A 22,274-nucleotide genomic window follows, 5' to 3' on the forward strand; every position below is an offset into this window, starting at 1 on the left:
GCCCGCGGGGCGGCGGCCGCCGTGGGCCGCGGCCGCCGGCCGCCTCGAGCTGCGGGGCGCAGCGGGGGCAGTCCACCCCGAGCACCGGCCAGCGGGGACGGCGGCGGTCGGCGGGGGGGGGCAGGCAGGGGGCCGTCGGGGACGTGTGCGTGATGCGCAGAGGGCGGACTGTTGGCCCCGGCGGGGGGATCCTCATCCCCGGTACATTCGCCTGCGCCGTGCTCCTGGTGATCCCGGGGGGCCTGACGCTGGCAGCCCTGGGTGGCGTTGTCGCAGCAGTGGTTGTCGTGCTGATGCTCGTGGGGGGCGGCCTTGACGATGCCCTTGATGGGGGATGCATGGGAATGGCCGCAGCAGGATTTGCTCATGATGAGTCCCTCTTGAGTGGATCCCGCCCCTGCGGGATCCCCGATGTCTGGACCCAGTGTAAACCTTGGTCTTTAGTCCAAGGTCAAGCCCGGTTTGTGGTCCCTGTCCGGAGGCATTGGGTCCGGGTCTTGTGGCTGGAAAGCGCGGGGGACGGGAGCAGGCAACAAATCCCTCTTGTTAGCGGGTGTTTGTCCCCTGCCGCTGGGCCTATACTGTTGACCCTGGATCCCACACCGATAATCAAGGACCTAACATGAGCAATACCGTCACCCTGCAAGGCAACCCCGTCTCCGTTTCCGGCCACTTCCCCGTTGCCGGTGAGCAGGCCAAGCCTTTCTCCCTGGTTGCCAAGGACCTGTCCGACGTGACCCTGGCGAACTTCGCCGGTCAGCGCAAGATCCTGAACATCTTCCCGAGCGTCGATACCCCGACCTGCGCTACTTCCGTGCGCAAGTTCAACGAGCAGGCCAGCGCCCTGAACAACGCCGTGGTGCTGTGCATCTCCGCCGACCTGCCGTTCGCCCAGGCCCGTTTCTGCGGTGCCGAGGGGCTGGACAAGGTAGTGAACCTGTCCACCCTGCGTGGCGTCTCCTTCCTGCAGGACTACGGCGTGGCCTTCTCCTCCGGTCCGCTGGTGGGTCTGGCCGCCCGCGCCATCGTGGTGCTGGATGAGCACGACAAGGTGCTGCACAGCGAGCTGGTGGCCGAAGTGGCCGATGAGCCGAACTACGCCGCCGCCCTGGCTGCCCTGTAATCCGCGCCCAGCGCTGATGGCCGACGGCCTGCCCCGATGCAAGGGGCAGGCCGTTTTTCTTTGCCGTCTGCCCGACTCTTTTACTTCTGGGGCGGGTCTGGCTAGACTTCGCCCCCATCTCTTCCCTCATCCTGTCTGCGTAGCCCCATGACCTTTAGCGAACTTCCCCTCGATCCCGCCCTGCTGGCCCTGTTGCCTGCGGGTCTGCAAAACCCCACTCCCATTCAGCAGCTGGCCATTCCTGCTGCCTTGTCAGGACGGGATCTGCTTGCCCTGGCCCGTACTGGCAGCGGCAAGACCCTGGCATTCGGCCTGCCGCTGCTGCAAGGGCTGGATCCCGAGCTCGATGGGGTGCAGGGCGTGGTGCTGGTGCCGACCCGGGAGCTGGCAAGCCAGGTGAGCGACGCCCTGCGGGTGCTGGCCGCCGGGCGGGGGCTTCGCCTCGTGACCCTGTGTGGCGGGGTCGCCCAGGAGCTGCAGGTGGCCGAGCTGGCGCAGGGGGCGCAGCTCTTGGTGGCGACACCGGGCAGGCTGCGGGATCTGGTGAACCAGGAAGTGCTGACCCTGACCGGGCTGCGCACCCTGGTGCTGGACGAGGCGGATCGCCTGCTGGAGATGGGGTTCTGGCCCGATATCCAGTGGCTGATGAAGGCGATGCCGGACGCGCGGCAGCAGATGCTCTTCTCCGCCACCCTGCCCACCGAGCTGGAGAGTCTGGCCATGGGTCTGCTGCGGGATCCGGTCCGCATCGAGGCTGACCCCCGCAACAGCCTGGTGAGCGAGATAGAGGAGCGGCTTTATCTGGTCAACAAGAGCAGCAAGGTGCCGGCGCTTATCGCCTTGCTCAGCGCGCAGGCCTGGCCCCAGGTGCTGGTGTTCATCAGCGCCAGGGACGATGCAGACGGGGTGGCGAAGAAGCTCGCGAAGGCGGGCATCGCGGTGGCGGCCCTGCACGGGGAGAAGGATCAGGGGGCGCGGGAGCAGGCGCTCAATGACTTCAAGGCGGGCAGGGTGCGGGTGCTGGTGGCCACGGATCTGATGGCGCGCGGCATCCACGTGGAGGCCCTTCCCGTGGTGATCAACCTGGACCTGCCCGCCCATGCCCCCGTCTATGTGCACCGCATCGGTCGCACCGCCCGGGCCGGGCGCAGCGGGCTTGCCATCTCCCTCATCTGTCATGGGGATGGCGAGGCGCTCGAGGCCATCCGCACCCTGACCGGGCGCGAGCTGTCGCTGGCGGCGCTCGACGGTTTCCCGGTGACCGACAAGCCCGCGAGCGGCGAGGGCAAGCGCGCTCCGCGGGACAAGCAGGCCAACCGCCGCACCCAGGGCAAGCGCAGCATCAAGCAGTTCAAGGGCAAGGCGTAAGGCCCCGCCGCCATGGCCGGCGTGACAGGCCGGTTCGTCGCAGTACCACACAGTGAGAGGGTCGGGGGCCAAGCCCGGCCCTCTCTGTTTGCCCACCTGGTCACTATCAAATCGCGGTCGCTTCGCTATGCTCCTTGCTTTCACCATGGAGGGATGACGAATGACCCGTCTGGTAATGGGGCCCTTGCTCGGGCTCGAATCAGAGACCGCCTACAGCGTCTGCTTTATGACGGAGCCGGGCTGCCAGAGTGCTGGCGTGCGGATCAACGGCGAGCTGCTGGCCGCCAGCAAACAGGCGGACACCCCGAAAGGGGGCTTCTGGCGGCTGATCTGGCAGGCCAGCCCCAAGAGCAAGGCCGGCTCCCCCGTCGACTACGAGATCCTGCTGGACAACAAGCCGGCGCACGATCAGGCCGGATACGACAAGTGGCAGTTCCATCTGCCGGGCAAGAAGGAGCTGGTGCGGATAGGCTACGCCTCCTGCAACGGCTTCTCCGACTTCAAGCTGCTCACCTCCACCCCGGCCCCCTACGCCATGTGGGACAAGCTGGCCGCGGAGCACAAGACCCATCCCTTCTCCCTGCTGCTGATGGGGGGAGATCAGGTCTATGCGGACTCCCTCTGGACGAGCGTGCCGACCCTCAAGGCCTGGAACGAGCTGGACCGGGAGGAGAAGGTCAAACGCAAGGCGACCCGGACCATGGTGGAGCAGCTCGACCGCTTCTATTGCGAGCTCTACTGCAAGCAGTGGAGCCGCCCCGAGGTCGCCTTCATGCTGGCCCGGGTGCCGAGCGCCATGATGTGGGACGATCACGACATCTTCGATGGCTGGGGCAGCTACCCCGAGGATCTGCAGCGCTGCGAGGTCTATCAGGCCATCTATGCCGCCGCCACCAAGTACTTCCGGCTGTTCCAGCTGCGCAGCGAGGCCAACGGAGCGCTGCTGGACAAGACGCTGAATCACCACTCCTGGCGGCTCGGTTTTCGGGGTTACCAGATCCTGGCGCTGGACAACCGGGCCAACCGCACCCTGACCCGGGTGATGAGCCCGTCCCAGTGGGATCAGATCAACGCCGCGCTGGCAGCCTGCGACTCTGGGCACCTGCTGGTGATGGCGGGGGTGCCCGTGGTCTATCGCGACTTCTCCTTCACCGAGGCAGCGCTGGATGCCACCCCCTGGGAGGAGGAGCTGACCGACGATCTCAAGGATCACTGGCGGGCCAAGGCCCACCAGGGGGAGCGGGCCCGGCTCATCATGCGGCTGCTGGACAACGCCAGATTGCGGCGCCAGAAGGAGCCTGGCTGCAAGACCCTGATCCTCTCCGGCGACGTGCACGTGGGGTGCCTCGGGGTCATCCAGGACAAGCGGGAGGGGGTGGTCAATGTGCACCAGCTGGTCTCCTCCGGCATCGTCCACCCCTGTCCCACCCAGTTCCAGTGGATGGGGATCCTCGCCATGACCAACGACGATCCGGAGTACCTCGACGAGAACCGGCTGATCCGTGCCGAGTTGCTCAAGCCCTTTGGCGCCCCCCTTTACCTGCGCACTCGCAACTTCGCCACCCTGCTGATGGGCAGCGACGACAAGCTGTGGGCGAACTGGCATTGCGAGAACGGACTGGCGGCCAGCTACCCGCTGGCCTGATGGCCGGGGAAATACGAAGGGCCCGTCAGGGCCCTTTTTTCATTGCGTTGGTGTGGCGGTGTCATGGGCGAAGAAGTCGCGCCGGAACTGGCCGAGTATCTTGCCGCCCCGGCGCGAGCCGCGCCTAAGGGGGAGTGTGGAGAGGGGCGCGCCGGTGGACGCGCCCCGGAAGGTTCAGTTGTGGAACTGCTTGATCAGGCGGGAGAGGTTCTGCAGCCGCTCCACCAGCAGGGTGATGCCGTCCAGCGCTTGCCTGCTGTTGTCCGCGGTGTGGCTCGCCAGCTGGTGGATCTCCTGTATCCCCTGATCCAGGGTGAGGGTGACATCCGCCTGCTGGCTGACCGCCTGGGCGATCTCGTCGCTGGTGTGGGTCACCCGGGTCAGCATCTGGTTGATCTGATCGAGCACCCCGGCGGTGGTCCCCATGTGTTGCTGACAGAGCACCGAGGTCTGCGCCCCCTGGGCCATGCCGTCGGACAGCTGTCGGGTGCTCTGCTGCAGCGCTCCTATCATCTCGCTGATCTCGCCGGTGGAGCTGCGGGTCTTCTGGGCCAGGGCCCGGATCTCGTCGGCCACCACCGCGAAGCCGCGCCCCTGCTCGCCGGCCCGGGCCGCCTCGATGGCCGCGTTGAGGGAGAGCAGGTTGGTCTGATCCGCTATCTGCCCGATGACCTCCAGGATGCCGCTGATCTTCTGGCTGTCCTGGGTCAGGCGGGCCAGCACGTCCTGGCTGGCATCCAGCTCCTGATGCAGCCGGTTGACCGAGGCCCTTGTGGTCGCGATCGCCTGCTGGCCGCTCTCTGACACCTGTTGCACCTCGCTCACCAGCGCATTGGCCTGATGGGCGTTGTTGGCCACGTCGCGGATGGACTGGCTCATCTGGGTGACGGCCGCCGCCAGCTGCTCGCTCTGGGCCCGCTGCTGCTGCAGGTGGGTGTCTATGGTCTGGATGTGTCCCCTGTCGTCCTCCGCCGCCTGCAGGATCTGCTGGTTGGTGTCGGCGCTGCGCCCGACCACCGCCCTGAGCTCGGCCTTCTTCATGCGCAGCAGCAGCTCAAGGGCCCCCAGACTGTCCTGCCGTCTGGCGTAGAGCACCTGGCACAGTGGGGTACCCAGCTCCTCCCCTGCCTGGGCCAGCAACCGTGCCAGCCGCCGTTGCTGATGCCAGCCATGCCCCATCTGGCCCAGGAGGCAGAGCAGGGTGAGCCCGCCCCAGAGGGGTTGTCCCGTCGTCAGTGAAAGCCCCAGACCGGTCAGGGCCGCCGCGCACAGCAGCAGGGTGAGCTGCCCCGGCTCCAACCTGAACCGGCTTAACCAGGGCAGCGCCTGGCCGCTTCGGATCCGGGCATAGAGCTGCTCTGCCCAGGCGATGTCGTGATCGCTCGGCCGGGTGCGGACCGACTGGTATTCGATGATCTGCTGGCGTTCGTTGAGGATGGGGGTGACATAGGCATTGACCCAGTAGAACTGGCCGTTCTTGGCACGGTTCTTCACCAGCCCCATCCAGCTCTTGCCCTGTTGCAGGCGGCGCCACATGTCGGCGAAGGCCGCCTTGGGCATGTCGGGGTGGCGGACCAGGTTGTGAGGCTCCCCCTCCATCTCGGCGGCGCTGTAACCGGCCACGTCGCAGAAATGCTGGTTGGCGTAGGTGATGTGGCTGGCGGGGTCCGTGGTCGAAATCAAGGAGATGTGGTCGGGGAAACGGATCTCCCCTTCTTGCCGGGTTGTGGTCATGTGCGCATCCTGAATGAGCCAAGTAACTGATAAATTTGTTTTTTTATTGTTGTGAGTGTTACGAGGCAATTGTAGATGCGGGTGATGACACCACCTTGGCTTGGGTCAAGAAATCGGCAGGGGAAAAGACTGAAAAAAGTAGTAGACCGCGGCCTGTGAGAGGCGGGTCAGCCGCGGGGGACGAAGTCGTGGATCTCCCCGGATCTCGGTTTGAAGCGGGGATCTTCCCCCTGCTCGTCAGCTACCCAGGCCATGGCCTGGCAGAAGCTCTCCTGTTTGGCGAAGGCTTCGCGCGCCTGATCGATGGCCCGCTCGGCGTTGCGCCGCTCCATCTTGCTGGCCTTGCGATCGCTGAACTGCTTCTGCTGATCCAGCATCCACTCGAGGAAGGCCTGCTGGCACTCGGTTTCAGTGGCGGCCTTGGCGGGGAGGACGGCAAAGAGGGTGATCAGGAGCAGAGCGCGCATAGGAAGACGATTCAACGGGTTGGGGAGGAAAAGAGTCGGCATTTTATGTCGGTAAGCAGGATTGGAAAAGTCCCGTGGGGGCCGGCCTGGCCGGCCCCCCAGGCTCAGTGCTTCACGAGGTAGAGCTGGCGGCTGTAGGCCACGTCTTCCGGATTGTTGATGGGGTATCCCTTGAGCCAGGGTTTGATCAGCCGGGCGTTGGTGTACTGGTAGATGGGGGCGATGGGCGCCTCTTCCTGCAGTATGGCTTCGGCCTCGTCGAACAGGCGGGCCCGCTCTTCGGGGTGCTGGCTGGCGGCGGCCCTGGTCAGCAGGGCGTCGTAGCCGGGGTTGGCGAAGCGGGCCATGTTGCCGCTGTGGCCGGAGCCCCACAGGCCGAGGAAGGCGGACGGATCGTTGTAATCGGCCACCCAGGAGGAGCGGATCACCTCGAACTGACCGCTCTGGCGGCTGTCGAGGTAGCTCTTCCACTCCTGGTTGGTGAGCTCGACCCTGGCTCCCAGCTTCTGCTTCCACAGGTTGGCGATGGCCAGCGCCATCTTCTTGTGGATCTCCGCCGTGTTGTAGAGGAGGGTCAGCTTGAGGGGCTTGTCCGGGCCGTAGCCGGCCTCCTTGAGCAGGGCCCTGGCCTTGTCGTCGAGCGCCTGCTGGCTGCTGGTGGAGAGCAGGTTGGGTTTGGGCTCGAAGCCGGCGGTCACGTCAGGGGTGAAGTGATAGGCCGGCTTCTCGCCGGTTCCCAGCACCTTGTCGGCGATGAGGCCCCGATCGATGGTGTAGGAGAGCGCCTTGCGTACCCGCACATCGTCGAGGGGAGGGCGCCGGGTATTGAAGGCGTAGTAGTAGGTGCCGAGCTGTTCCGGGGTATAGACCTCACCCGGGATCTGCTGCATCAGCTTCTCGTACTGCTCCTTGGGGAAGGATTCGGTGATGTGCAGATCCCCGGCGAGGTAGCGGTGGGCGGCGGCGCTCTCCTGGTTGATGGGCACGAAGGTGACGCGGGTCAGCACCGTATGGGCGCGATCCCAGTAGTAGGGGTTCGGGGTCAGCTCCAGCTTCTCGTTCACCACCCGGTGACTCAGCACGAAGGCACCGTTGCCCACCAGTTTGCCGGGCTGGGTCCACTGGCTGCCGTACTGCTCCATGCTGGCACGGTGCAGCGGGGACAGGCTGGGGTGGGTCAGCAGGCTCAGGAAGTAGGGCACCGGCTGGGAGAGCCTCACTCTCAGGGTATGGTCATCCACGGCCTCGACGCCGAGCGCGTCGGGGGCCAGCTTGCCCGCGACTATCTCGTCCACCTTGTCGAAGTGGGCCAGCTGGGCGAACCAGGCGAAGGTGGCGGCCTCTTTCGGATCGACCAGCTTGCGCCAGCCGTAGACGAAGTCGGCAGCCCTGACCGGGTCGCCGTTGGACCAGCGCGCATCCGGGCGCAGGTGGAACGTGAACTCCCGGTTCTCCTTGTTCTCCCAACGTTCGGCCACGCCGGGCAGCACCTTGCCGTCCGGCCCCTGGGTCAGCAGCCCCTCGTAGAGATCCCTGAGCACCTGCAGCTCGGGCAGGCCGACCAGCTTGAGGGGGCTCAGACTGGCGGGCTCGTCCTTGAGGTGACGCACGACGGCCTGTTCGGCGGCGAGCTGGGTGCCGGCCGGGACATCGGCGGCCTGGACGCAGGCACAGCCCAGCAGGGCCAGCAAGGGGCTCCATCCTTTCATGGCGAATCCTTCAAATTGTGTGAAGCGAGGAGAAAACTCGGCGAGAATGCATCGCCGACAGACGGGAAATCATGATATCCCCTTTGCTGGTCTGACCGCTAGCATGAGTCCCATGATATCCGGTGCTGTGGTCAAGGTGCGCCCGCCTGAGCGTGGATCAGAGGAGAGAGCGATGAGAGCATGGATTTTGTTGGCCTGGGTATTGAGCCAGGGAGCCTGGGCACTGGCCCCGTGCGAGAAGGAGAGCCCGGTGGGCAGCTGGTGCGAGGTGAACATCGACCAGCTGCATCCGACTCAGGGCGGCGTGGGCCAGCTGCAGGTGGACGCCACGGCCCAGGAGCTGGCGGACAAGAGCGAGAAGCAGCTCGACAAGTTGATGAAAAAGAAAGAGATCCCCATCGTGATAGCCCCCGATGGCGGCTACTGGCTGGTGGACAGACACCATCTGACCAAGGCGCTGTGGCAACGGGGGGTGAAGGAGGCCAGGGTCAAGGTCATCGCCCGGTTGCAGGACAGGGCCAACTTCTGGAGCCAGATGCAGAACAACCACTGGGCCTGGCTCAAGGATGAACGGGGCCAGCCCCTGACCCCGGAGCAGCTGCCCCGCCACATCGGGGAGCTGCCGGACTACCCCTATCGTACCCTGGCGGGCCTGTTGCAGGACGCGGGCTACTTCAGCAAGGGGGAGCAGGTCTACTTCGTCGAGTTCGCCTGGGCCAGCTGGCTCGGCCGGCAGATGGGGTGGCAGCCGGTCAATGCCGGCACCCTGCCGGATCGCCTCGCCGAAGCCAAGCGCCTGGCCTGCGGCTCCCTGGCTGGCGACCTGCCCGGTTATCCCGGCAAACAGTGTCGCGTCAATCAGCCCAGAGCGGCGGATTGAGGGATCCTGCACAAAGGGTCTGGTTGATATTTATTCTCGATTGGCCATGATACAGGTTCCACTCGTGTCGGCAGAGGAGAGGAAGATGGCGAATCAACACTGGCAACGTTACATGCTGGAGGCAGAGAATGCCCTGGGCATGGGGGCACTTGGCACGGCCATCTGCCTCTATCAGCAGGCCCTGGGGGAGGTGTATGAACTGACGAAAGGGGATCTGGACGAGCTGGCCAGCATGCGGGTCGCCACCTGTCACCGCATGGCCGACTTCTGGCGCGCCATGGACGAGCCCGCCTATGAGCTGCGCTACCTCAAGCTCGCCTCCGAGCTGGTCACCGCCCTGGTGCCCCAGTGCCCCAACCGGGCGTGCGAATCCCTCATCAGCGAGCTGGGCTGCTGCCGCGCCGCCCTGCTCTCCTTCCTGAAGCGTCACCCCAACCCCGAGATCGCCAGGCTCATCCAGGTGCAGGACAAGGTACAGGGCTGCGAGCTGATCGGGCGGTTTCGCCTCAACTGACCGCCGGGGGGCGGGCGGCTAGCCCTTGCGCCCGAGCCTGGCGGCAATGCGGCCCTGCGCCTCTTCCCCCTGCAGGGCGAGGGAGAAGGCGCGCGCCTCCACATCGATGACGAAGTGCACCGCCTGCCTGAGCTCCTGCTTGAGCAGTGCCTTGCTCTTTTGCAGCGCCTTCGGCGGCTTGGCCGCCAGCCTCAGAGCCTGCTCCCGGGCGAAGGGGAGCAGGGCGTCCACCGCCAGCACCCGGTTGGCGAGCCCGAGGCGCAGCGCCTCGTTTGCATCCATGGGGTCGGCCAGCAACAACAGCTCGGACGCCTTCAGGTGGCCCACGGTGCGTGGCAGCAGCAGGCTGGAGGCAAACTCCGGCACCAGCCCCAGCTCGACGAAGGGCAGTTGCAACCGGGCATTCTCCCCCAGGTAGACGAGATCGCAGTGCAGCAGCAGGGTGGTGCCTATGCCCACCGCAGCCCCGCCCACGGCGGCGACCACGGGCTTGGGGAAGTCGGCCAGGGTGTGGAGGAACTGCAAGATGGGGTCGTCGGCCTCCAGGGTCTCTTTTCCCATGAAATCGGCGAGATCGTTGCCGGCGGTGAAGCAGTCCGGCTGCCCCTGCAGCAGCAGGACATGGATGTTTTCGTCCTGAGCCGCCTGACGCAGGGTGTCGGCGAGGGCCTGGTACATCTCGGTGTTGAGGGCATTGCGCTTGTCCGGCCGGTTGAGGGTCAGGATGAGCAAGCCATCCTGCCGTTCGGCCAGAATTGTGAGGGCCATGTCTGAATCCTTGTCATGGGGGGCTGCCAACGGCTCGCCACAGGGGTAAGCTCGCTTCGGTTCACCACATCATAAAAGGATTTCAACCATGTTCAAACGTGCGTTTTACTCCAGCCTGGCCCTGCTGCTGGCCGCACCGGCCCTGGCCAAGGTCGAGGCCGTCGACGGCTATGTGCGCCTGTTGCCCCCGGGCTCACCCAACACGGCGGCCTTCATGGTGCTCAAAAACGACGCGGACAAACCGGTGAAGCTGGTGACGGTGGCCTCTCCCGAGGCTGGCCGTGCCGAGCTGCACACCCACCTGCACGAGAACGGGGTGATGAAGATGCGCCAGGTGGAGAGCATCGAGATCCCGGCCCGGGGGGAAGCCGTCCTCAAACCGGGCAGCCTGCACGTCATGCTGTTCGAGGTGCGGGATCTCTCCCTGGGGACTCCGTTCCCGCTGGTCCTGACCCTGGATGATGGTCAAACCCTGACCCTGAACCTGCCGGTGAAGCCGGTGGAACCGGCAAAAGGCATGCAACACTGACATGAATGGACGCTTGTTCAGCTTTTTGCTCTAGGTATTCCTTGCCGACTGGGTAAAATGATGGCCTTTCCAGTCCATGATGGAGCCTTATGATGAAGAAGACCTTGATTGCCGGTTGTGTACTGGCCCTGTTCAGCCACGCCGCCACCGCCGCCGATGACTGGCGGCTTGCCGCTGGCGCCGATCTGTGGAACGCCAAGGGCAGCGGCCAGATCAACGGTGTCGGTGCCGACGGCGGCTATGACGACAACTACAACTGGAGCGGCTACCTGCAGCTGGAGCACGGCATTCTGCTGCTGCCCAACGCCAAGTTCGAGATGTCCGACTTCAGCACCAGCGGCGGCCGCTTCAACAACGATCTGCTGGCCTATGACCTGAGCCTCTACTATCGCCTGTTCAACAACGACCTGTTCCAGATCGATCTGGGTCTGACCGGTCGTCGTTACGACGGCGATTTCAACACCCAGCACTACTCCTATGACAAGGACGTGCTGATGGCCTACACCGGCGCTGAAGTGCGCATCCCGGGGACCGGCTTCGCCGCCTTCGGCGACATGCGTGTGGAAGATGCGGACAACTATGACTACCGTCTGGGCGGCTCCTACAAGTTCTCTTCCGTGCCGCTCAAGATCCGCGCCGGCTGGCGTGAGGCCGAGATGGACTTCGACCGTGTCGATCAGAGCATCGATGGCTGGTTCATCGGTGGTGAATTCACCTTCTGATCCCGTTTGAGGAGCGCACATGGGCCACATCATAGTGACTGGCGCGGGGTCCGGACTCGGACGTGCGCTGACAATCGGACTGGTTGAGCGCGGTCATCGCGTCTCCATGATGGGTCGCCGCTACCAGAAGCTGCAGGAGCAGGAACAGCTCCTCGGGAACGCCGTGGTCGGCATCGCCGCCGATCTCGCGCATCACGAAGAGGTGGATGTCGCCTTCGCGGCGGCGGTGGAGTGGGGCGGCCTGCCCGATCTGGTGCTGCATTGCGCCGGGGTCGGCGAGTTCGGGCCGGTGGGCGTTTATACCGCCGAGCAGATCCGCCGTGTGGTGGAGAGCAACCTCGTCTCCACCATACTGGTGGCCCAGCAGACCGTGCGCCTCATCGGCGACAAGGGCGGTGTGCTGGCCAATGTGCTCTCCTCGGCGGCCCAGACGGGCAAGGCGAACGAGAGCCTCTATTGCGCCTCCAAATGGGGGATGCGCGGCTTTCTTGAGTCCCTGCGGGCCGAGCTCAAGGGCTCGCCCCTACGGCTTGTGAACCTCTATCCGAGCGGGATCCGCAGCGAATTCTGGGACAACTCGGATCACGTGGATCCGAGCAACTTCATGACCCCGGAGGACGCGGCGGCCTACATGCTCGACGCCCTGGAGGCGAGGAGCAGCTGCCATGTGACCGATCTCTTCATCGGTCGCAACTAGCCACAGCCCGGCTGTCGCCGCCTTGCGGCAGAAAACAAAAAGCGCGCCAGATGGCGCGCTTTTTTTATATCGGGGGGAGGGCGGAATTAACGACCCAGCTTGGCCTTGAGCAGGGCCACGATCTCGCCGATGGCCACTTCCTGCTTCTCGCCGGAGCGGCGGCACTTGTACTCCACCACGCCGTTGTCGAGACCACGGTCACCGATGACGATGGCGTGGGGCACACCGATCAGCTCCATGTCGGCGAACATCACGCCCGGACGCTCCTTGCGATCGTCAAACAGCACGTCCACGCCGGCGGCTTTCAGCTCGGCGTAGAACTGCTGTGCCTGCTCGGCCACGCGCTCGGACTTGTGCATGTTCATCGGCACGATAGCCACTTCGAACGGGGCGATGGCGTCCGGCCAGATGATGCCGTACTGGTCGTTGTTCTGCTCGATGGCCGCGGCCACCAGACGGGAAACACCGATACCGTAGCAACCCATCTCCATGGTGACGGACTTGCCACCCTCGTTCAGCACGCTCGCCTTCATGGCTTCGGAGTACTTGGTGCCCAGCTGGAAGATATGGCCCACTTCGATGCCGCGCTTGAGCAGCAGGGTGCCCTGGCCGCAGGGGCTCGGGTCGCCTTCCACCACGTTGCGCAGGTCGGAAACTTCGTAAGAGGCGATGTCGCGATCCCAGTTCGCACCGGTCAGGTGGAAGCCGGTCTCGTTGGCGCCGCAGACGAAGTCCGCCAGGTGGGCGGCGCTGCGATCGGCGATGATGCGACCGGTAAAGCCGACCGGGCCGATGGAGCCGGCGTCGCAACCGGCGGCAGCCTTGATCTGCTCGTCATTGGCGAAGGTCAGCGGGTTGGCGACCCCCGGCAGCTTCTCGGCCTTGATTTCGTTCAGCTCGTGATCGCCACGCAGCACCAGGGCGATGACCGCCTGTTTGCCGTGCTCATCTTCCTCTGCCAGTACCAGCAGGGTCTTGGCGATGGCGGTCGGCGCCACGGCCAGGAAGGTGGCCACTTCATCGATGGTGTGGACGGCCGGGGTGGCTACCTTGGCCATCGCCTGGGTCGCAGTCGGACGCTCGCCGGCCGGGGCCAGGGCTTCGGCCATCTCAATGTTGGCGGCGTAGTCGGAGCTGTCGGAGAAGGCGATCAAGTCTTCACCGCTCTCGGCCAGCACCTGGAATTCGTGGGAACCGGTGCCCCCGATGGAGCCGGTATCGGCCTGCACCGGGCGGAAGTTCAGGCCCATGCGGGTGAAGGCGGCGCAGTAGGCAGCGTGCATCTTCTCGTAGGTCTCGACCAGGGAGTCCTTGTCGATGTGGAAGGAGTAGGCATCCTTCATCAGGAACTCGCGGCCGCGCATCACGCCGAAACGGGGGCGTACTTCGTCACGGAACTTGGTCTGGATCTGGTAGAGGTTGAGCGGCAGCTGCTTGTAGCTGTTCACCTCGTAACGGACCAGGGCGGTGATCACCTCTTCGTGGGTCGGGCCCAGCACGAAGGGGCGGTTGTGACGGTCGGTCAGGCGGCACAGCTCGGGACCGTAGTCGTCCCAGCGGCCGGACTCCTGCCACAGCTCGGCCGGTTGCACCACCGGCATGGAGACCTCGATGGCACCCGCATTGTTCATCTCTTCGCGAACAATGTTCTCGATCTTCTTCAGTACCCGCAGACCGGTCGGCAGCCAGGCGTACATGCCGGAGGCGAGTTTACGGATCATGCCGGCGCGCAGCATCAGCTGGTGGCTGATGACCTCTGCGTCGGAGGGAGTTTCCTTGAGAGTGGAAAGCAGATATTGGCTGGTGCGCATCGCGGTAGACCTTCGCTAGTTCGGGCGGCTTGGCCCTGGAAAATTTTCAAGTGCGGAATTTTAACAGGCCGAGCCCCCTGGCCCAAGGGCTAAATTTGCGCCGCGGGAGAAGCGGGGGGCCCGCCTGCGCTAGACCCGGAATTGCGACAACAGTCGCTGCTGCTGTTGGCTGGCCTGATGGAGGGAGGAGGCCAGTTGCAGGCACTCCTGGGCCTCCTGCTCGCCGGTCTGGGCCTGCAGGCTGATGTCCGAGACCTTGTCTGTGGTGTGGCCCAGGGTCCGGGAGAGCTGGCAGGTGGCGTCCGCCACCTGCTGCACCATGTCGGCGAGCTGGTCGATGGCCTCTTCTACCTTGAACAGGATCTGCCTGGTGTTGTCAGAATCCGCCATGCCCGACACCACGGTTGCCAGGTTGCGCTGCATCATCAGATAGGCCTGCTCGGTCTGCTGCTGGATGCTGTTGATCACGCCGGTTATCTCGGCGCTGGAGGTGGCGGTACGATTGGCCAGGGTGCGTACCTCGTCGGCGACCACGGCAAAACCGCGCCCCATCTCACCGGCCCGTGCCGCTTCGATGGCGGCGTTGAGGGCCAGCAGGTTGGTCTGCTCCGAAATGCTGCTGATGCTGGAGATGATCTGGCCAATCTGGCTCGCCTGCTCCTTGAGGGCGTTGATGGCGCCGGCGCACTCGCCCACTTCCACCACTACCCGTTGCATGCCGGCACTGGTGGAGGTCACATAGTGGCTGCTCTTCGTGGTCAGTTGCCGCACCTCGTTGGCATGTTGTGCGGCCAGGCTGCAGTTGTCCGAGATGGTGGTGGCGACCTGCACCATGCGCTCGCTGTCGAGGTGCAGCGCCTGGGCATGCTCGGCGGTCTGGCGGCTGCTCTGGCTGATGGCCTGGACCCGGTTGACCGAGGTGTGCACGTGCTGCTTGATATGCTGGTTGTTGTCCATGGTGGCACTGATCATCCTTTGTAGCTTCTCGATGAAGCGATCCACGCTGCCTGCCAGCGAGCCCAGTTCATCGTCTCGCTGGAGGTGAAGGCGGGCATTGAGGTCTCCGTCCCCTGCGGCGATGTCCCGCATGCGCTGGTCGAGCTGCAACAGCGGACGAACAATGGAGCGGACCAGCCAGAAACCGCAGCAGGTGACGATCAGCAGGCTCAGCAGCAGGCCCCCCAGGATCAGGTCCCTGGTGTAGCCGATGATGGCATTGAGCTGGCCAACCTGATCCTCGACGGTGGCGTCCCCTTTGGCCTCGATCTCGACCAGTGCCAGCCTGAGCTGGTCGGCACTGCGCTCGTAACGGGTCAACTGCGCCTGGTATGCGGCCAGGGCGGAGATCCACTCGCGGATCAGGCGGGCATTGTCGGTCTGCAGGGCGCGGTATTGAGCGGATAGCGGCTGGCCGGCGAACTCTCCGTCACCGGGCACATCGAAGAGGCCGGTTGCCAGCATGCCGTCAACCGCCTCCTGATAAAAGCGGGTGGCCTGTGCCAGTTCTGCCTGGATGGCGGGGGTGGGGCCTTCGCTCTGCATCTTTTCCAGCGCATAGAGCTGACGCAAGAAGCCGATGTTGGCTTCCATGCCGCCATCGGCCGCCTGCCAGCGGGTCGCGAGGCCGCCGTTCCAGCTGATGGCCTGATCCGGTGACAGGGTGAGGCTCTCGACGGCCCCGTCGCCTATCACCTCCAGCTGGGTCGAGAGGCGCGACATGCGCTCCGAGCTGGCGCGCATCGCCTCATCTATCCCGGTGAAGGCGTGGTAAAGATCCAGCAGTTGTGCCTGCTGTTGTTGATAGGCCTGTTCATGCTGGCTCAGCGCGCTGACTGCCGCAGCATCGATGAGCCTGCTTTCCTCCACCCGGTGCAAGGCGTCGGTGGCGGCCCCTCTTGCCCGTTGCAGCTCGTGCTCGTCGAGGGGCGTGCCCGTGAGCATTTTCTGGATATAGAGGGACTGGTTGCCGAGCTCGATGGAGCCCTCCATGGCGCCGTCGGCAGTTTGCCAGGCGGCACCCAGGACGTAGGAGAGCAGGTTGGCCAGCCGTTGGCTGCCATACCAGCCAATCGCCCCCATCCCCAGGGTGCAACCCAGCAGGATGGTGAGTCCGAGATTCGATACGGTGACGATTTTCATGATGCAAGACCCTGGTTGGTTCCGAACAAGACCAATTCAGTGTTTGTTCAATGGCCCAAATGCGCCATTCCCGATGGAAAATAAAGTGGCAGGCTGCCTCCTGTCCCGGGATGGTGCCGGCCGTGCAGGGAGAGCAAGCCATCCTCGTGAACTCCGTGGGCCTATGCTGGATACTTATCCAGTTATTCTTTATGCTATGACCCAATTTGCGAGAGTCTGCGTGGCGAGGAAGAGAACATGATCGGTCGCTTGAGAGGCGTCATCATCGAGAAGCAACCCCCAGAGGTCCTGATCGAGGTGGGGGGCCTGGGGTACGAGGTGCACATGCCCATGAGCTGCTTCTATGATTTGCCCGAACTCGGGAAGGAAGCGGTGATCCACACCCACTTCGTGGTGCGTGAGGATGCCCAGTTGCTGTACGGCTTCAATCACAAGCAGGAGCGGGCGTTGTTTCGCGAGCTGATCAAGACCAACGGGGTCGGCCCCAAGCTGGCGCTGGCGATCCTCTCCGGCATGACGGCCACCCAGTTCGTGATGAGTGTCGAGCGCGAGGAGATAAGCTCCCTGGTCAAGTTGCCCGGGGTGGGCAAGAAGACGGCCGAGCGCCTGGTCGTGGAGATGAAAGACCGCCTCAAGGGCTGGGTCAGCCACGATCTCTTCTCCCCGGCCGAGATCTCCCTGCCTGCCAAGGAGAGCGCGCTGCGCGCCCCCGACGCGAGCGAAGAGGCAGCCAGCGCCCTGGTGGCGCTGGGCTACAAGCCACAGCAGGCCAGCCAGATCGTCAGCAAGGTGGCGGTCGATGGCATGTCGGTGGAGGATATCATTCGTGAATCCCTGCGTAGCCTGGTGTGAGGTAACCCATGATTGAAGCGGATCGCCTCATCTCGGCGGGCGCCGCCCGTGAGGACGAGATCATCGACAGGGCCATCCGGCCCCGGAAGCTGGCGGATTACACCGGGCAGGATCACGTCTGCGACCAGATGGAGATCTTCATCGAGGCGGCCCGACAGCGCGGGGAAGCGCTCGACCACCTGCTGATCTTCGGGCCACCCGGGCTCGGCAAGACCACGCTGGCGAACATCGTCGCCAACGAGATGGGGGTCAACATCAAGACCACCTCGGGCCCGGTGCTGGAGAAGGCCGGCGATCTCGCTGCCCTGCTCACCAACCTGGAGCCGAACGATGTGCTCTTCATCGACGAGATCCACCGCCTGAGCCCGGTGGTGGAAGAGGTGCTCTACCCGGCGATGGAGGATTACCAGCTCGACATCATGATAGGGGAGGGCCCCGCCGCCCGTTCCATCAAGCTCGACCTGCCCCCCTTCACCCTGATTGGGGCCACCACCCGGGCCGGTTCCCTCACCAGCCCGCTGCGGGATCGTTTTGGCATCGTCCAGCGCCTGGAGTTCTACAACGTCAAGGACCTCACCGACATCGTCTCCCGCAGTGCCCGCTGCCTCGGTCTGGATATGTCGAGCGACGGTGCGCTGGAGGTGGCGCGCCGCTCCCGGGGGACACCGCGAATTGCTAACCGTTTGTTAAGACGGGTGCGGGATTTCGCCCAGGTGAAATCCGACGGCCGAATTGATGGACCCATTGCGGCCCGTGCCATGGACATGCTGGACGTGGATAATGAAGGCTTCGACTTCATGGACCGCAAGCTATTGTTGGCCGTCATCGACAAGTTTATGGGGGGGCCGGTGGGCCTCGACAACCTGGCCGCCGCCATTGGCGAGGAGAAGGACACCATAGAGGACGTGCTGGAGCCTTATCTGATCCAGCAGGGCTATCTGCAACGTACACCCAGAGGGCGGATCGCAACCCAGCGTGCCTATGCTCACTTTGGTCTGGAACGACCGGCAGAGCCGTAATGGCAGTGAGATGAACAAAAACCGCCCTCGAGGCGGTTTTTTGTTATGCGGGCAAAAAAAAGCCCACGGCGGATGCGGTGGGCAAAGACAATTCAGGATGGATGTTCACAGACAGTGAGTGCGTCTGCAGACCGGTCGGGAAAAAACAAAGGAGCCGTCGCGAGGCCTCAGAGTCGGTTCATTTGATAGAGTTGAACGAAAGAAAGCTTGTAGTAACGGATGGTCTTGGCAACAAACTTTTTCATCATTAATCCCAACAAACAGGTTCGAAATGTTCATCGAATACGTACCGGGAACCCGGAATGACCGGCCTGTATCCAGAGGTATGCCCTCACTGCGAGGCGCATTGTAGGAGCTCTTTCGGAGTGGGACAAACAAGAAAATCTATGGGCTTTGGATTAGATAAAGTAATGATTTGTTGGGCGAGGGCAAGTCGCATAAACATGTGTTTTTGCTGGTTTTAAATTGGTTTTATGCGGCGTGCTGTCAATTTTTAAATAGTGGAATAATGAGGGTGTTGTTTATGACAGTTTTTATTTGTTTAACAGAATTGAAACTATTTGTATGTGTCATAAAATTGATTTAAATCAATTGTTTATGTCTTGGTGTTTTTTGTGATGAAGCTCCCATAATTATTGAAAATGGACCGGAAAGTTGCCCCGAAAAAGCATGTATTGGCGGTGGTTTTACATTGATTTCAATCAAATAAAGGTGATATAAAACAGCGATCATTATAGGCGGGAATAGAACCATAGTTATTGTTTACCAGATGTTAAACATTAGCTTTTTTTGTTCTTGTATATTGCCTTGTTGTTAATGTGGTGGCAGTCGAATCCGGTCAGTCCGCCGAGGGGTGGCCGACCATTCGGGGACTTCCAATGGAAGCTTTGTCCTTAAAACTTAAAATAGCCGTGCCAATAATCGGTGAGGAAACATCATGATTGCTGAGCATGTGGTAGACCTATCGCGGTTCCAATTTGCTGCGACGGCCCTTTATCACTTCCTGTTTGTACCCTTGACGCTGGGGATGGCCTTCCTCCTGGCGATCATGGAGTCTGTCTATGTGATGACCAACAACACAGTGTACCGGGACATGACCAAGTTCTGGGGCAAGTTGTTCGGTATCAACTTTGCCCTCGGGGTCACCACCGGCCTCACCATGGAGTTTCAGTTCGGTACCAACTGGGCCTACTACTCCCACTATGTCGGCGACATCTTCGGGGCCCCGCTGGCCATCGAAGGCTTGATGGCCTTCTTCCTGGAATCCACCTTCGTCGGTATGTTCTTCTTCGGTTGGGATCGCCTCAGCAAGCGCCAGCACCTGGCGGCCACCTGGCTGATGGCCCTCGGTACCAACCTTTCCGCCCTCTGGATCCTGGTCGCCAACGGCTGGATGCAGAACCCGGTGGGGGCCGAGTTCAACTTCGAATCCATGCGCATGGAGATGGTGAGCTTCGCCGATCTGGTGTTCAACCCGGTTGCCCAGGTGAAGTTCGTCCACACCGTGGCGGCAGGCTATACCACGGGCGCCATGTTCGTGCTGGGTATCTCCTCCTACTACCTGCTGAAGAATCGTGATGTGGCCTTCGCCCGTCGCTCCTTCGCCATCGCGGCCGCGTTCGGCATGGCCTCCATCCTCTCCGTGCTGGTGCTGGGTGACGAGTCCGGTTACGAGACTGGGGAAGTGCAGAAGGTGAAACTGGCGGCCATCGAGGCCGAATGGAACACCGAGCCGGCTCCGGCCTCCTTCACTCTGTTCGGCATCCCGAACCAGGAGGAGATGCGCACCGACTACGCCATCAAGATCCCCTATGCCCTCGGCATCATCGCCACCCGTTCCCTGGACGGTCAGGTAACCGGTCTCAAGGATCTCAAGAGCGAGCACGAGCTGCGCGTGCGCAACGGCATGACCGCCTACGACCTGCTGACCAAGCTGCAATCCGGTGACAAGTCCGACGATACCCGTGCCCGCTTCGACGAAGTGAAGCAGGATCTGGGCTACGGTCTGCTGCTCAAGCGTTACACCCCGAACGTGACCGACGCCACCGACGAGCAGATCAAGGCCGCCGTAGATGACTCCATCCCGCAGGTACTGCCGCTGTTCTTCGCCTTCCGTATCATGGTCGCCTGCGGCATCCTGATGCTGGTGCTGATCGGTCTGGCCTTCTATGACAGCACCCGCCACAAGATCGGCGAGCGCAAGTGGCTGCTCAAGGCTCTGCTGTACGGCATTCCGCTGCCCTGGATCGCCATCGAGGCGGGCTGGTTTGTCGCTGAATATGGTCGTCAACCCTGGACCATCGCCGAGATGCTGCCGACTTATGTCTCCGCATCCAACATTCCTGCGTCCGAGATCTGGTTCTCTCTGATCGGGATCTTCCTGTTCTATACCGTACTGCTGATCATCGAGATGTACCTGATGTTCAAGTATGCGCGCCTGGGCCCAAGCAGCCTGAAGACGGGCAAGTACCACTTCGAACAGAGCAAGGCATAAGGAGAGTGACCCATGTTTGATTACGAAATGTTGCGTCTGGTCTGGTGGGTGCTGGTCGGCGTGCTGCTGATCGGGTTTGCCATCACCGACGGTTTCGATATGGGGGTGGGCGCCCTGCTCCCCTTCGTCGGCAAGAAGGATGTGGAGCGTCGGGTGATGCTCAACACCATGGGGCCCCACTGGGAAGGCAACCAGGTCTGGCTGGTAACCGCCGGCGGCGCCCTGTTCGCGGCCTGGCCCATGGTCTATGCGGCGGCCTTCTCCGGCTTCTACATCGCCATGATCCTGACCCTGATGGCGCTGTTCTTCCGTCCGGTCGGCTTCAAGTACCGCTCCCTGCAGGAAGACGCCAAGTGGCGCTCCAACTGGGACTGGGCTTTGTTTGCCGGTAGCGCCATTCCTCCCGTCATCTTCGGCGTGGCGTTTGGCAACTTGCTGCAGGGTGTACCGTTCAGCTTCAACCAGTTCCTGATGATGACCTATCACGGCAACTTCTTCGGCCTGCTCAATCCGTTCGGCCTGCTGGCCGGTCTGGTGAGTCTGTTCATGATCATCACCCAGGGCGCGACCTGGCTGATGATGAAGACCGAGGGTGAAGTGCTGGCCCGTTCCCGCACCGCCGCCATGATCTTCTCTCTGCTGACCCTGGTGCTGTTCGCCCTGGCCGGCGTCTGGGTGAGCGGCATGGATGGCTATGTGATCGTGGGCTCCGTCGCCACCGACGCGGTCACCAACCCGCTTCATAAAGAAGTCGTGGTGCAGTCCGGTGCCTGGATGCAGAACTACAACCTCCATCCCTGGATGATCGCCGCTCCCGTGCTGGGTCTGGTGATGTGCCTGCTGACCTCGGTAGCGGCCAAGCTGGACAAGGGCTGGGTGGCGTTCCTGTTCTCCTCCCTGGCGATTGCCGGCATCATCCTGACCGCGGGCTTCTCCATGTTCCCGTTCGTGATGCCCTCGAGCCTGGAGCCGTCCCAGAGCCTGACCATGTGGGATTCCACCGCCTCCTTCAACACCCTCAAGGTGATGACGGTAGTCGCAGTCGTCTTCGTACCGACCGTGCTGGCTTACACCATCTGGACCTACATCAAGATGTTTGGCCGGGTGAGTAACAAGCACATCGAAGACAACCAACAATCGCTCTACTAAGAAGGGGCCCTGAGTATGTGGTATTTCACCTGGATCCTGGGGCTGCTGCTGGCCTGTGCATTTGGCATCATCAATGCGCTCTGGCTTGAGCATACCGAGAACCTGGATCGTCAGATAGATGAAGACAAGTGACAGGCTCGCCCGGCTGGCCGCTCCCCTGGAGCGCCAGCCATGGCAGGGTCTGATGCTGTTGGCGGCGACCCTGTTGGCCGTCGCCATTTTGCAGGCACCGAACCTGGTCGCGGCGAACACCAGTGACCACGGTCTCTGGCTCGCGCCCTGGTTGATGTGGGCGGTCTGCTGCGGGGTAATGCATGGCCTGGGGTTCCATCCGCGCAGCCTCATCGGCCGCGTGCTGTTCTTCCCCTGGCTCGCCCTGCCGAGCCTGTTGTACGGGCTCTGGCTGACCAGCAGCTATTACCTGCCATGAATGCAGAGGGGGAGGCCAGCGTTTCGCTGCCTCCCCCTGTTTTTCGTCCCCTCGGGGGCGGTGCTCTGATCCCGGCTTCAGCCCGTCTGGTACGTTCGGCGGACTCTGTTCGGGAACGGGTTATTTCCTGCCATAAAAAACGGGGGGAGATGGGATTTCCCTGTCTCCCCCTGCTTCTTTCCTATTCAGCCCTGCGCTATGATAGCCCCCCATCTGACTGTCGA

20 protein-coding genes and 1 pseudogene are annotated in these 22,274 nt (G+C 63.0%); 14 read left to right on the forward strand and 7 right to left on the reverse strand.

Going from position 1 to position 22,274, the window contains the following annotated elements; translation table 11 throughout:
• Window positions 1-368, reverse strand: a pseudogene (locus BN1136_RS20460) (hypothetical protein); the annotation flags it as partial.
• Window positions 369-622: 254 nt separating this feature from the next.
• Here BN1136_RS20460 and tpx point away from each other — a divergent pair.
• From tpx to BN1136_RS04475, 3 genes are all read left to right on the forward strand, one after another.
• Window positions 623-1,123: a thiol peroxidase gene (tpx, locus tag BN1136_RS04465; protein ID WP_042074074.1), complete on the forward strand. Its 501-nt coding sequence runs from the start codon at window positions 623-625 to the stop codon at window positions 1,121-1,123.
• Between the two features lie 147 nt (window positions 1,124-1,270).
• Window positions 1,271-2,491, forward strand: coding sequence for a DEAD/DEAH box helicase (locus BN1136_RS04470; protein WP_043757889.1), 1,221 nt, complete (start codon window positions 1,271-1,273; stop codon window positions 2,489-2,491).
• A 160-nt stretch (window positions 2,492-2,651) separates the two neighbouring features.
• Window positions 2,652-4,136, forward strand: a complete 1,485-nt coding sequence (locus BN1136_RS04475; RefSeq protein WP_043757892.1) for an alkaline phosphatase D family protein — start codon at window positions 2,652-2,654, stop codon at window positions 4,134-4,136.
• Window positions 4,137-4,310: 174 nt separating this feature from the next.
• Here the strand turns inward: BN1136_RS04475 and BN1136_RS04480 are convergent, their stop codons facing one another.
• From BN1136_RS04480 to BN1136_RS04490, 3 genes are all read right to left on the reverse strand, one after another.
• A complete protein-coding gene (locus BN1136_RS04480) occupies window positions 4,311-5,870 on the reverse strand; it encodes a methyl-accepting chemotaxis protein (RefSeq protein ID WP_043757894.1) in 1,560 nt (519 codons plus the stop codon).
• Window positions 5,871-6,037: 167 nt separating this feature from the next.
• The gene (locus BN1136_RS04485) at window positions 6,038-6,337 is read right to left on the reverse strand and encodes a hypothetical protein (protein ID WP_043757897.1); all 300 of its coding nucleotides are present in this window, start codon (window positions 6,335-6,337) and stop codon (window positions 6,038-6,040) included.
• A gap of 104 nt (window positions 6,338-6,441) precedes the next feature.
• The gene (locus BN1136_RS04490; protein WP_043757900.1) at window positions 6,442-8,046 is read right to left on the reverse strand and encodes a peptide ABC transporter substrate-binding protein; all 1,605 of its coding nucleotides are present in this window, start codon (window positions 8,044-8,046) and stop codon (window positions 6,442-6,444) included.
• Between the two features lie 172 nt (window positions 8,047-8,218).
• Between BN1136_RS04490 and BN1136_RS04495 the strand changes: the two genes are divergently transcribed.
• Both BN1136_RS04495 and BN1136_RS04500 read left to right on the forward strand, forming a co-directional pair.
• On the forward strand, window positions 8,219-8,926 hold the full coding sequence (locus BN1136_RS04495; RefSeq protein ID WP_043757903.1) for a ParB-like protein: 708 nt from the start codon (window positions 8,219-8,221) through the stop codon (window positions 8,924-8,926).
• An 85-nt stretch (window positions 8,927-9,011) separates the two neighbouring features.
• Complete coding sequence (locus tag BN1136_RS04500; RefSeq protein WP_043757906.1) at window positions 9,012-9,440, forward strand: DUF2753 family protein; 429 nt, start codon at window positions 9,012-9,014, stop codon at window positions 9,438-9,440.
• An 18-nt stretch (window positions 9,441-9,458) separates the two neighbouring features.
• Here BN1136_RS04500 and BN1136_RS04505 read toward each other — a convergent pair whose 3' ends face one another.
• Complete coding sequence (locus tag BN1136_RS04505; protein WP_043757908.1) at window positions 9,459-10,208, reverse strand: enoyl-CoA hydratase-related protein; 750 nt, start codon at window positions 10,206-10,208, stop codon at window positions 9,459-9,461.
• Between the two features lie 88 nt (window positions 10,209-10,296).
• Between BN1136_RS04505 and BN1136_RS04510 the strand changes: the two genes are divergently transcribed.
• The 3 genes from BN1136_RS04510 (at window position 10,297) to BN1136_RS04520 (ending at window position 12,156) form a co-directional block, all read left to right on the forward strand.
• The gene (locus tag BN1136_RS04510) at window positions 10,297-10,737 is read left to right on the forward strand and encodes a copper chaperone PCu(A)C (RefSeq protein ID WP_043757912.1); all 441 of its coding nucleotides are present in this window, start codon (window positions 10,297-10,299) and stop codon (window positions 10,735-10,737) included.
• A gap of 92 nt (window positions 10,738-10,829) precedes the next feature.
• Window positions 10,830-11,459, forward strand: a complete 630-nt coding sequence (locus BN1136_RS04515) for a TIGR04219 family outer membrane beta-barrel protein (RefSeq protein ID WP_043757914.1) — start codon at window positions 10,830-10,832, stop codon at window positions 11,457-11,459.
• A 19-nt stretch (window positions 11,460-11,478) separates the two neighbouring features.
• Window positions 11,479-12,156 carry an SDR family oxidoreductase gene (locus tag BN1136_RS04520; protein WP_043757917.1) on the forward strand — a complete coding sequence of 226 codons (678 nt, stop codon included), beginning with the start codon at window positions 11,479-11,481 and terminating at the stop codon, window positions 12,154-12,156.
• Window positions 12,157-12,242: 86 nt separating this feature from the next.
• Here BN1136_RS04520 and BN1136_RS04525 read toward each other — a convergent pair whose 3' ends face one another.
• On the reverse strand, window positions 12,243-13,967 hold the full coding sequence (locus tag BN1136_RS04525) for a proline--tRNA ligase (protein ID WP_043757919.1): 1,725 nt from the start codon (window positions 13,965-13,967) through the stop codon (window positions 12,243-12,245).
• A 129-nt stretch (window positions 13,968-14,096) separates the two neighbouring features.
• The gene (locus tag BN1136_RS04530; protein ID WP_043757920.1) at window positions 14,097-16,106 is read right to left on the reverse strand and encodes a methyl-accepting chemotaxis protein; all 2,010 of its coding nucleotides are present in this window, start codon (window positions 16,104-16,106) and stop codon (window positions 14,097-14,099) included.
• Between the two features lie 237 nt (window positions 16,107-16,343).
• Here BN1136_RS04530 and ruvA point away from each other — a divergent pair, with 237 nt between their 5' ends.
• The 6 genes from ruvA to BN1136_RS04560 all read left to right on the forward strand — a co-directional run bounded on the left by ruvA (window position 16,344) and on the right by BN1136_RS04560 (window position 22,050).
• Complete coding sequence (ruvA, locus tag BN1136_RS04535; RefSeq protein ID WP_043757922.1) at window positions 16,344-16,958, forward strand: Holliday junction branch migration protein RuvA; 615 nt, start codon at window positions 16,344-16,346, stop codon at window positions 16,956-16,958.
• 8 nt (window positions 16,959-16,966) lie between these two features.
• Window positions 16,967-17,977: a Holliday junction branch migration DNA helicase RuvB gene (gene ruvB / locus BN1136_RS04540; RefSeq protein ID WP_043757924.1), complete on the forward strand. Its 1,011-nt coding sequence runs from the start codon at window positions 16,967-16,969 to the stop codon at window positions 17,975-17,977.
• A gap of 937 nt (window positions 17,978-18,914) precedes the next feature.
• A complete protein-coding gene (gene cydA / locus BN1136_RS04545) occupies window positions 18,915-20,471 on the forward strand; it encodes a cytochrome ubiquinol oxidase subunit I (protein WP_043757925.1) in 1,557 nt (518 codons plus the stop codon).
• Window positions 20,472-20,483: 12 nt separating this feature from the next.
• Window positions 20,484-21,620 carry a cytochrome d ubiquinol oxidase subunit II gene (gene cydB / locus BN1136_RS04550; protein WP_043155722.1) on the forward strand — a complete coding sequence of 379 codons (1,137 nt, stop codon included), beginning with the start codon at window positions 20,484-20,486 and terminating at the stop codon, window positions 21,618-21,620.
• Window positions 21,621-21,635: 15 nt separating this feature from the next.
• Window positions 21,636-21,752, forward strand: coding sequence for a cytochrome bd-I oxidase subunit CydX (cydX, locus tag BN1136_RS19660; RefSeq protein ID WP_005331536.1), 117 nt, complete (start codon window positions 21,636-21,638; stop codon window positions 21,750-21,752).
• A 52-nt stretch (window positions 21,753-21,804) separates the two neighbouring features.
• Window positions 21,805-22,050, forward strand: a complete 246-nt coding sequence (locus BN1136_RS04560; RefSeq protein ID WP_197068422.1) for a cyd operon YbgE family protein — start codon at window positions 21,805-21,807, stop codon at window positions 22,048-22,050.
• Window positions 22,051-22,274 lie beyond the last annotated feature (224 nt).

It is taken from the genome of Aeromonas taiwanensis, assembly GCF_000820165.1.
Classification (GTDB): domain Bacteria; phylum Pseudomonadota; class Gammaproteobacteria; order Enterobacterales; family Aeromonadaceae; genus Aeromonas; species Aeromonas taiwanensis.